General features: G+C 70.1%; 8 protein-coding genes and 1 pseudogene. 6 read left to right on the top strand and 3 right to left on the bottom strand.

Annotation, left to right across the window (positions count from 1 at the left end):
- Window positions 1–1,484 (bottom strand): annotated as a pseudogene (locus tag LV79_RS33215) (hypothetical protein); the annotation flags it as partial.
- Between the two features lie 466 nt (window positions 1,485–1,950).
- Between LV79_RS33215 and LV79_RS33210 the strand changes: the two are divergent.
- The gene (locus LV79_RS33210; protein ID WP_253842282.1) at window positions 1,951–2,820 is read left to right on the top strand and encodes a hypothetical protein; all 870 of its coding nucleotides are present in this window, start codon (window positions 1,951–1,953) and stop codon (window positions 2,818–2,820) included.
- Window positions 2,821–2,825: 5 nt separating this feature from the next.
- Window positions 2,826–3,959: a hypothetical protein gene (locus tag LV79_RS33205; protein ID WP_253842281.1), complete on the top strand. Its 1,134-nt coding sequence runs from the start codon at window positions 2,826–2,828 to the stop codon at window positions 3,957–3,959.
- Between the two features lie 35 nt (window positions 3,960–3,994).
- Here LV79_RS33205 and LV79_RS33200 read toward each other — a convergent pair whose 3' ends face one another.
- Both LV79_RS33200 and LV79_RS33195 read right to left on the bottom strand, forming a co-directional pair.
- Entirely contained in the window at window positions 3,995–4,762 is a 768-nt protein-coding gene (locus tag LV79_RS33200; protein WP_253842280.1) for a galactose-binding domain-containing protein, read from the bottom strand.
- Between the two features lie 226 nt (window positions 4,763–4,988).
- A complete protein-coding gene (locus tag LV79_RS33195; protein ID WP_253842296.1) occupies window positions 4,989–6,212 on the bottom strand; it encodes an MFS transporter in 1,224 nt (407 codons plus the stop codon).
- Window positions 6,213–6,716: 504 nt separating this feature from the next.
- Here LV79_RS33195 and LV79_RS33190 point away from each other — a divergent pair.
- Genes LV79_RS33190 through LV79_RS33175 form a run of 4 tightly spaced genes read left to right on the top strand, consistent with a single transcriptional unit; the run spans window position 6,717 to window position 10,839 of the window.
- Window positions 6,717–7,775 (top strand): class I SAM-dependent methyltransferase, encoded by a 1,059-nt coding sequence (locus tag LV79_RS33190; protein WP_253842279.1) that lies wholly within the window; start codon window positions 6,717–6,719, stop codon window positions 7,773–7,775.
- A gap of 51 nt (window positions 7,776–7,826) precedes the next feature.
- The gene (locus LV79_RS33185) at window positions 7,827–9,248 is read left to right on the top strand and encodes an iron-containing redox enzyme family protein (RefSeq protein WP_253842278.1); all 1,422 of its coding nucleotides are present in this window, start codon (window positions 7,827–7,829) and stop codon (window positions 9,246–9,248) included.
- Entirely contained in the window at window positions 9,236–9,589 is a 354-nt protein-coding gene (locus tag LV79_RS33180; protein WP_253842277.1) for a Rieske 2Fe-2S domain-containing protein, read from the top strand. Before LV79_RS33185 ends, LV79_RS33180 begins: the two co-directional genes overlap by 13 nt.
- Window positions 9,586–10,839, top strand: coding sequence for a hypothetical protein (locus LV79_RS33175; protein WP_253842276.1), 1,254 nt, complete (start codon window positions 9,586–9,588; stop codon window positions 10,837–10,839). Before LV79_RS33180 ends, LV79_RS33175 begins: the two co-directional genes overlap by 4 nt.
- Window positions 10,840–10,880 lie beyond the last annotated feature (41 nt).

The following is a 10,880-nucleotide window of genomic DNA, read 5'->3' as shown; positions in this document are numbered from 1 at the left end:
GACACCAGGTTGCCGAGGAACCCGATGGGGTCGCGCAGGATGCCCATGACCGCGGCGGCGGCCTTGGCCAGGATGCCCAGCAGCAGGTCCTTCAACTGCATGATGGTGTCGATGACGCCCTTGATCGCGCCGATCGCCTTGGCCACCAGGCCCTTGTTCTTCTCCTTCTCCGCGTCGATCTCCGCGTCGACGGCCTTGAGCGCCTGGTTGTACTTGGTCGCCAGCGTCTGGACGAGCTCGGATCCCTTGGCGTCGACCGACTCGGTCAACTCGTCGAACCTGCCCGCGAACTCCCCCGCCGCCTGCTTGCCCATCGCTTGGAGATCAGCGGGAAGCTTGCGGACCTCGGCCTGCAACTGATCGCGACCGGTCGCGATGCGGGTCTTGGCCCGGGTCAGCTCCGCGCCGATGACGTCGGCGACCGTGGAGATCACGCCGCGCATCCGGGTCACATAGCCCTGGCGCGCGGCGACGAAGATCTGGTTCGCTTCCTCGGGCAGACCGGCGAACTTGTCCTTGACCCACTTGAGCTTCCCGGTGACGCCGGAGTACCGCTTGTCCTTGTAGGCGTCCATCCGCTGTTTGTGCTCGGCGGTGAACGCGTCCCTGGCCGCCTTCTCCCCCGCCGTGAATGCGTCGTCGACCTTCTTGTCCAGACCGGACAGGATCGCCTCGACGTCGGTCTTGGTCGCGTCGAACACCTTCTGCAAGGTCGCGGTCACCTGCGCCCGGCGAGCCTCGTCCTTGCCCTTGGCTCCTTCTTTGCCCTGTGTGACCTGGGCGCCTGCCTGGCGTCGGTCCGCCGCGAGCCCGGCCATCGCGGCCGTACCGGTCTGACCCGCGTCGGCCTTGGCCCCGGCCAGGGTCTCCGCCTCGGCGGCCCGGACCTTGCCCGGCGCGGTCGCCGCGTGCTGCTCGGTCTCCTTCTTGTCCTGCAGGGCACCGGTGAACTCGGGTTCGTTGGACTTCGCCAGCTGGTCCTCGGTCACCTGCGCGTCGGCCATCTGCTGGTCGACCTGCTTTGGGCCCGCGGAGAAGTCGGTCGCGCTGGCGGGCGCCGTGGCGGGTACGGCGTTCGCGGCGTTGGGCGGGGGCGGTGCCTGCGGGGGTTGGTCCGGGCGTAGCGGTGTGACGGGCTTTTCCTTGGCGGCAGCGGTATCCGGCGGCGCCGCTGTCGTCGACTCGATCGCGCCCGCCGAGGCCTCCTTGCCCGAGGAGACCTGGCCCTGGACTTGCCCTTTGACCGCGTCGGCTTTACCGGAGTCGCCGAACTTGTCGGCCTCGTCGAGACTTTTCGGTGCCTGCGCGGCGATCGCTTCCTCGACCGCCCGCACGAACTTCGCCTTGTCGAACTCGCCGGGCTTGGCGGCGTTCATCTTCTCGGCGTTCGCGGCCTTGCCCTGCGCGACTTTGTCGTCCTGCGGGGGTTCGGCCGCCCCAGCCGCCGCCGCTGCCTCCGTGGCGGGCGGCGCGTGCGCGGACATGACCTTTTCCTTGGCCGCCACGTCTTGTTGGACCGCGCCGAATCGCGGATCGGTCGTCGCCGGGCCGCGTCCGCCATCCGCGAGCCGCTGGACCGAACGCCCCACGAGCCGCGTCGCCGCCCTGTTGCCCGCCGACCGCTGCACCCGTGCGACCGAGGCAGGCGTGACCACCCGCCCCACCGGTTGCGCACGCTGACCGGTCGCCTGTTCGGGCCGACGAGGTGTGACTCCGTCCGCCCTGTCCTCAGCCGGGGTCCTCACCTTGGCACCATCGGCCGATCACGCCCCGCGCTGACCGCCCACCCGGCCGGCCACAAGGGCGGTCGACGGTGCCCATCCCACTGCCGGACAGACACCGGAAGTGCCGGGGTGACACATCATTGGCACTTTCGCGACCGGTCAGCCAGCGGTTCCCGTTTCTGCGATACGTTCGACGCCCCGCAGCTCGCGAGCACCGGAGGGCCGAATGGAAACCCCGCCACAGCCGCGAACACCTACCGAGATCGGCGACGCGACCTATCTCGCCAGCACCCTCCGGCACGAGCCCATCGACCTGCTGCTCGACGATTCCACCGGGGACGAGTACGTCCGCAGGGCCCGAATGCAGAGCGCCCAAGTGGGGGCGGCGGTATTCGTCTTCGCGCTGATCCTCGAAACCATCCTCACCCTGTCGGTGCCGGGTGCGACCAGAGGGGGATGGGCCCTCGGGGGTGCGGGGGTCGCGGTGCTGCTGGCGTGGATCCGGTGGCTGGTCTTCCTGTACGGCACCAGGAAGGCCGAGCCGATCAGCGAGTGGAACACGCTGCTGGTCGACAGGGCGTCCGCGGCGGAGTCGGTGTACAGCCACATCGCGGGGTTGCTGCGGGACCGGCGGTTGCCGGTGGCGATCTACTACGCCAGGCGGTGGCAGACGCCGTACAACTCCACGGGGAACCGCTTGGTCCTGGTGGACGGGCGGCACGTCGTCTACGTCTCGGTGTTCCAGTACGGGACCGGGCTCTACCTCGGGTGGAGCATGTGGTTGATCCGGACGGGCCGGGACATGGCCCGGCGGTCGCGGTCCCGGATGCGCGAGGACCACCTCGACTACATCGACCGGATCCTGAACCTGGAGCGGCTCAAGGCGATGCGGGAGGCCGTGCACGCGGTGTGCCGGGAGGCGTTGCACACCGCGGTCCGCGACATCGAGGTCGACGAGGGGTATGGGTTCCCCGGTGGGTTGCCCGCCATCGAGGGCTTGCCATACGGCAGTGCGCCCGCGCCAGATGTTGCAGCGCCCGCGCCAAGTTTTCCAGTGCCCGTGCAAGGTGGTCCAGTGCGCGCGCCACAACCGTGACCGGTGTGGTGGTCGCTGGTCGGGATGCCCAGTGGTGGGCGTGGGCGGCGTCCAGGGTCATGCCCGCCACGGGCGCCCAGATGCCCCCGCTGGGCGATCTCCGCACCCGCAACGAGCACTCCGGCCCGGCCGGGCTGGTCGTCCAGGTCGGGCAGCTCACCGGTGGCCTCCACGTCAACGACCGGCCCGCGTCTGCTCCGGATGACTCCGGGTGGTTGCGGTCGGCGTGGTCGCACCTGACGGGTTCGGTCATGGAGATGCGGTACCTCACGGGCCCCGGGTGCGTGGAGGGTTTCCTCTTGGTGCGCAGCGAAGGCACTAGCGGGGAGGAGGCCGAGAAGCGGGTCGTAGACCTGCGGGCCGCGCTCCAGGTCATGCCGGGGCACGCGCAAGCCGTACCGGTCACCGATGAGGCTGAGACCCGCCGGGTGTTGGCGCCGTTGCGGCCGCAGGGCGGGGTGGTCGAGGTCCGCAAGCGGGTGACGACGCACCGGACGGGGCGGGTTGACGCGGACGGTCCGTGGTTGGCGGCGGTGACGCCGTTGCGGTACCGCCGCGTGGAGTGGGGGCCGTTGTGGGCCGCGATGGCGGATTTGCCGTTCCGGACCATGCTGTCGGTCGCGCTGTCGCCGTTCGCAGTAGGTCCCGGGTTGCGGTCACACCTGGCAGCCCGGGTGGCGGAGTTCGGGCGGCTCGCCCGGCAGGGACCGCCGCCGACGGGGGTGTGGAGCGCGCCGAGGTCGCCCGATGGGTTCGCGGTGGCGGCGTTGCCGTTGGTGACCGACGCGGTGCGGCGGTACACGGATCGGGTGTTCCTCACCCGGGTGTCGCTCGCCGGGGAGGAGCCGGTTCCGGGGGTTCTCGCGGAGCTCGCGGCCGAGACGATGTCGCCGCGAGAGGCGAATCGGGGGTTCCTGGGAGCGAGTCCGACGGTAGAGACGCTCGACCACGCCGATAGCGCTACCGCGTGCCACAACCTCAGCACGCTCAACTTCGCGCCGACGTCCACCCCGGGTGTGCCGTCAGAGGCGATCGGTGAGGTGGAGCGAGTACTCAGCTCTATCACTGACATCGACGAGGCTGCTGCTGTGTTCCGTCTCCCCTACCGGAGCGCGGACCACGGGGCGTTCTGGGGATAGGGGCGACCCACATGGGCCGCCCCTGCCCGGTGGGACTAGTAGGCGTAGGCCTGGATCTCGTTCACCCGCGCGTACTGCGGCTGGTGGGAGGGGCCGACCTTGGCCAGGATCTTGACGCCGCGGGTGATGCGGGCGCCGAACCAGACGTTGACCTTGGTGTTGGTGTTGTAGTTGTAGGTGGCGACGGTGTCCCACCAGCCGTTCGGGTTGTAGACCTGCACGTCGAAGTCGCGCAGGGGGTAGCCGTCGCTTGTGTAGACGACGATGTGGCTGACGCTGCGCTCGTAGTGCCAGGTGACCTGGACCCACTCGGGGGTGACGCTGGGCGGGCGGCCGACGTCGTTGGTCCAGCTGTGGTCGCAGCCGAGGGTGGTGGCGGCGCTGCCGTCGTTGACCTTGTGCGCCGAGTAGCCGGGGAAGGTGGACGAGGCGGTGGCCCAGCCCGCGAGCGCGAAGTTCGTCCCCGGCTTGGGCGGGGTCGGTTCGGTCGGCGGGTACGTGGTCAGCAACGGGGAGTTGGGGGGCGACGACGGGCTGGAGGGGTTCGTGGTCCCGGTGTAGGTCGGGCCCCCGGTGGTCGTCGTCGTGGTCGTGGTGGTCGCCGTCGACGTGTCGCACGGCGGCTTGGGCATGGTCGACGACGGCTGGGTGGTGGTGGTCGGCGGGAACGTGGTGAGCGCGGCGGCGGCCGGGTCGGCGCTCTGCGTCGGGGTGGCGGTGGCGGTCGGCACGACCACGCCCAGGATCGTCGCGCTGATCAACGCCAGCGCGGCCGGGACGTGCTTCCGGGCGATCAGGGGCACCGGTGTTTCCTCTCGGTCGGGGTGGGGAAACCCGCGGACCACGGCGGCGGGACGTCCGCATCGAGGCGCGGTGGGAATCGGGACAGCACCGCCAAACTAGCGGAAAAGGATCACCGTCGGAAACTGTTTCCCATTCCGCGATGACAGTGTGTCGACCATCGACAAACTCGCCGGGCGAACTGTGAACCAGGCCCTGACCTGCACGGACTCCGGGACGATCCTGTCGTCACCCCACCGGGGTATCTTGCCGCTCCGGTTCCGGTGACACGATTTCTCGACGTGGCAGCAATACCGGTGTCAACAGAATGAGAATGCCCGCGACGGCGATTGCGGCCCGCGCGCTGGTGAGTTCCGCGAGCACGCCCCACAGCGCGGTTGACGCCGCCGTCACGGCCTTGCCGGTGATCGACCACGCGGACTGCGTCCTGGCGACCCGGTCCGCCGGGACGTGCCGCAGCCGGTACGTGGCCTGCAGCGGGTTGAACACGCCGACGCACGCGATCAGGCCGAACTCGACGACCGCAACCAGGACCAGCCCGCCGACACCCGGTCCGACGAAGGCCAGTCCGATCGGCCACAAGGCGCGCAGCACCCCGGACACGACCATGACCCGGTGCGCCCCGTACCGCTGGGCAAGCCGCCCGACCAGCCGCGAGCCGAGGAGCCCACCGAGGCAGGGAACGGTGAAGACGAGGCCGTACTGCCAGGGCGCGAACCCGAGGTCGGCGAGCATGAGCACGGCCAGCAGCGGCGCGGTCACCATGATCAGGGCATTGACCGCCACGGTGTTGAACAGCAGCGGACGCAACACCGGGTGGGCGAGCAGGTAGCGCCACCCTTCGAGAAGCTCACCCCGCGAAACGCCTGAGGTAGCGCGCACGGGCTTCGGTTCCGTACGGCCGATAGCGCGAATCCCCAGCGCCGAGAGCAGGTAGCTGATCGCGTCGGCGACCACGGTCACCACCGGGCCGAACAACCCGAACGCGGCCGTGCCCAGCGGGGGTCCGACGGCGGTGGCGATCCACGTCGTGGACTCGAGCCGCCCGTTCGCGACGAGCAGGTCCCCCGGTGCCACCAGCGCGGTAAGACACGCGCCCGCAGCCGCCCGGTAGGTGATGTCCGCGGCCGCGACAACAGCGGACACCACCAGCAGCTGCACAAGGGTGAGCCAGCCGAGCGCGTAGGCCACGGGCACGCTCGCCATCGCGGCGAACCGAGTGAGGTCCATGCCGACCATGACGGTGCGCTTGCGGCGGAACTCGACCCACGGTCCGAGCGGCACGGCGACGACCACGCCGACCGTCTGCCCCACGGCCGCCAGCAGCGCCACCCCCGTCGCGCCGGTGCCCAGCACCAGGATCGCGATCAGCGGGAAGGCGTTGAACGCGAGGAACGTGCCGAAGGTGCTGACCGAGTACGACGCCCACAGCCAACCGAACCCGCGCCCCAGCCCCACCCCGCGACTCCCCCGACGACCCGTCCGGCACCGACCGGCGACAGGGTACGCGGCAGCGGCGACAACCGGCAGAATTCGTTCTTCGCGACACCCGTGGTGAATCACCGATATGCCACGCCAAGAATGTCGCGAATTGGCTGGGAAACACCGGTTCCAACCTCGGCAGCTGTCATGGTACCGCGCACGGTACGAGCCCGCACAACCCGACAATGCTTGTCACGCAACGGAGTCAGCGCCGTTCCTACTGGGCCATCCGGTGCACCATTGGTATGGACCATTGACATGGGACCCGGATTTGGCACGATGGGGAAGTGGGTCTCGCGGACCGGGCGGTGAATTGACCGGTGCCCCGCGATCACTCGCTAAACGGGGCCGATGAGCACCGAGCGAGTATCCGGGAACGGCACTTGGCGTCGGACCACCTGGAACCCGGGCGGGCCACGGCGGGTCGCACCCGACCCGGCGCAATCGACAACACCTTGGCGGGGGTCTCAAGGGATGGCTTTGAGCGATAGCGCACGACTGCCGGTCGCCGACCGGGCACCGGTGGACACCGACGACAGGCTCCTGGCCGCGGCGGCCAGGGCGAGCCACCAGCAGGTGCAGCAGGCGCTGGACGTGAACCAGGACGCGGTGGCCGCGCTGCACACCGCGGACCAGCGGAGATCCGCGGTGACGCGGGTGGCGCAACGGACCATCCCGCGCTGGCACTTCGCGATGCTCAACGACGCCGAGCGCAACGACGCGCTGGCCGTCGCGGTGGAGCGGCAGGTGCGGCCGGGGATGCACGTGCTCGACATCGGGTCCGGCAGCGGCCTGCTGGCGCTGATGGCCGCGCAGGCGGGCGCGGCGCGGGTGACCTCGTGCGAGGCGAACCCGATCCTGGCCGAGATCGCCAGGCAGGTGGTGGCCGCGCACGGGTTGGCCGACCGGATCGAGGTCGTGCCCGCGATGTCCACCGACCTGGTGGTCGGCAGGGACCTGCCCCGACCGGCCGACATCATCGTCTCCGAGATCGTGGACTGCGGGCTGATCGGCGAGGGCCTGCTGCCCACCATGCGCCACGCCAGGGACCACCTGCTCGCGCCGGGTGGGCGGGTGCTGCCGCTCTCCGGCACGCTGCACGGGGCGCTGCTGGAGAGCAAGGTGGTGGCCGGGTTCAACCGGGTCACCGAGGCGGCGGGCTTCGACGTCAGCGCCTTCAACATCACCGCGACCACCGGGCACTTCCCGGTGCGGCTGGCCACCTGGCCGCACCGGGTGCTCAGCGGGTACGAGCGGCTGGTCGACTTCGACGTCCGGCACGGCGACCTCGGCGACGGCACCCGCCGCAGCACCCTGCGCCCCGGGGCGGACGGCACCGCGCACGGCGTCGTGGTGTGGTTCGAGATGGACCTGGGCGGCGGGGTCGTGCTGCGCAACTCGCCGGACAACGTGGGATCGCACTGGATGCAGGCGTTCCTGCCGTTCGACGACCCCATCGCGGTCACCGCGCACCACGGCGTGGACGTGCTGCTGCGCTGGCAGGACACCAAGCTCTTCGCCTCGGCGGGCTGAGACCCGCACCGCACCACCGTTGCAGCTCGACGATTCAACCGGGGAGAATCCATGAGCGACGTCGGACCGTACCGCCCGTTCGAACTGGGCGGAGCCGACCTCAGGGACGCGATCAAGCGCTACACCACCAACCCGCTCTACCTCGACAACGAGGAGTGGGAGAACGACGACAACCCGTACCGCAGGCAGTTGCGCCCGCAGGTCATCGAGCACCTGGACTTCGACCGGGTGCTGAGCCGGGCCGAGATCCTGGACTACGAGAACCTCGCCGCGCAACGCATCCTGACCACGATCTACGAGACGGACCTGGTGTTCTTCCCCAAGTCCGGGCTCACCGACCAGGCCAAGTGGTCGGACTTCAACACCTTCTACAGCTCGTCCAACCGGGTGCTCGGCGAGACGATCCGGCCCGCGCTGGAACGGCACTCCTTCGGCTTCCTGGACGACGAGGTCGACGTCTCGGGCGACTGGACGCGCGACTCGTTGGAGGCCTACCTGCGCGCCGTGCAGGACGAACCGCAGGAGCCCTCCCTGGCGGAGCGGGCGATCAGCGGTTCGAGCGACCCCGAGCGGGCGGCGCGCATGTGGCTGATCCAGTACGCGCCGGACTTCCTGTCCGAGGCGTCGCCGATGATCCGCAACGTGCTCGGCTACTACGGCCCCGCCCAGTCCGAGTGGTTCAAGGTCGTCATCGACGAGTACGGCTACGGGGTGCACGACACCAAGCACAGCAAGCTGTTCGAGGACACCCTGACATCGGTCGGGCTGCGCACGGACCTGCACCACTACTGGCAGTACTACCTGTCGAGCAGCCTGATGGCGAACAACTACTTCCACTACCTGGGCAAGAACCACGAGCTGTTCTTCCGCTACCTGGGCGCCCTCTACTACACCGAGACCACGCTGGTGGACTTCTGCCGCCGCGCGGACGCGCTGCTCAAGTCGGTGTTCGGGGACACTGTGGACACCCGGTACTACACCGAGCACGTGCACATCGACGTGCACCACGGCCGGATGGCGCTGGAGAAGATCATCCTGCCGGTGGTGGACGCGTGCGGACCGGCGGTGATCCCGGAGATCGTGCGCGGCCTGGAGGAGTTCAAGGTCATCGCGGGCATCGCCGACGAGGACTTCGCCCGGCAGATCGAGTGGATGGACGCCGGGCCGCGCAACAAGGAGCTGCACGCGCCGGTGTGGGACGCGCTGCGCAGCGGCCGGGTGACCGCGCCGGTGGCGCACATCGTGGAACCGCGCGGGGAGCTGTCGAACACCCACTGCCACAACGGCGACGAGCTGTGCCACATCGTCTCCGGCACGATGAAGTTCGTCAGCGGGTTCGACTCCCACCAGATCCTGGAGGCGGGCGAGGGCACGGTGATCAGCGGCAACCGGTTGCACGGCGCCATCATCGAGTCCGAGGAGTGCGTCTACGAGATCCACTCGGTCGGGGACCACGAGAAATGCTTGTCCTGAGCTTCGCGGTCGGCGGCGCGGGCAACTGCGTGACGGTCGCGGGGGTCCCGTACGTCTACGCCCGGTCCCGGTTCGGCTCCTTCGTGCTGCCCGCGCGGTGCCCGCACCGCGGTGGGCCGCTGCACCTGGGGGTGTTCGAACCGGACCGGCCGCGCCTGGTGTGCCCGTGGCACGAGCGCGCCAGCTCGGTGACCAGGGCGATCACCTCGGGGGTTCCCGTGGTGCGCAACGGGAACCGGGCGACCGCGGTGTTCCCGCACGCGCCGGGGACACCGCACCAGCTCAGCCACCTGCCGTTGTCCGCCGACCTGGCGGGCCCGACCTGGGAGGACCGCGGATGAGCCAGACCCGACCGGCGGTGATCGTCGACCCGTACACCTCGGGCGCCCTGTTCGCGCCCGCCTTCCACGAGGCGGGCGTCCCCGTGGTGGCTCTGCTGTCCAGCCCGGAACCACCCGAGGTCTACGCGGCGTCGTTCCGGCCCGAGGACTACGCGGGGGTGATCGTCCACAGTGGAGATACCGAGCGGCGGTTGCGCGAGCTGGACCCGGTGTGCGTGCTACCGGGCTGCGAGTCCGGGGTCGAACTCGCGGATGTCCTGACCGCTGCGGTGTTCCCGGACTGGGCCAACGTGCCGGAGTTGACCCCGGCGCGCAGGCACAAGGGCGCCATGGCCGAGGCGGTGGCGCTGGCCGGGCTGCCGATCATCCCGCAGGTCTGCACGGCGGACCCGGACGAGGTCACCGCCTGGATCGAGAAGTACGGCCTGGCGGGCAAGGACCTGGTGGTCAAGCCGCCCAAGAGCGCCGGGACCGACGGCGTCACGAAGGTCCCGGGCGGCGACGGCTGGCGGGAGCCGTTCGACGCGCAGCTGGGTCGCCCGAACCGGCTCGGGCTCGTCAACGACGAACTGCTGGTCCAGCAGCACGCCGTGGGCACCGAGTACGTGGTCGACCTGTTCAGCCACGGCGGGCGGCACACCGTGGCCGACGTGTGCCGCTACGGCAAGGTGGACAACGGCAGGCACATGGCCGTGTACGAGAGCCTGGAGTGGCTGGCGCCAGAGGACCCGGTGGTGCCGGTGCTCACCGACCACGCCAGGCAGGTGCTCGACGCGGTGGGGCTGCGCTACGGCACCGCGCACGTCGAGCTGATCCTGACCGACCACGGGCCCCGGCTGATCGAGGTCGGGATCCGGCCGCACGGCGGCGGGCACCCGCGCTACTGCCGGGTGGCCACGGGCGACAGCCAGGTCGACCGCGCGGTCCGGCACTTCACCGGGCAGGGCGAGGTGCCGGACGGTTACCAGCTGCGCAAGCACATGCGGGTCGTGTTCCTGATGAGCCGGACGGCGGGAACGGTGCGCGGCACCGACTCGCTCGCGGTCATCCCCGAGTTGGCCGCGCACCACGAGTCGGTGATCAGCGTGCGGCCCGGGGACCGGATCGCGGTGACCGAGGACCTGTTCTCGACCTTCGACCTGGGGTTCGTGGTGCTCGCGCACGACGACCCGGAGCAGGTGCTCGCCGACGAGGCCGCGGTGCGCAAGGCCGAGGCGGGCCTGGAGGTGCGCGCCGACGCCCAGCTCTGAGCCAGTTCCGGCAACGCAACGCAACGAATCGACCACGGGCG

This window comes from Actinokineospora globicatena (genome assembly GCF_024171945.1).
GTDB classification, from domain to species: Bacteria; Actinomycetota; Actinomycetes; order Mycobacteriales; family Pseudonocardiaceae; genus Actinokineospora; species Actinokineospora globicatena.
This window is presented reverse-complemented; position numbering and strand designations above follow the sequence as displayed.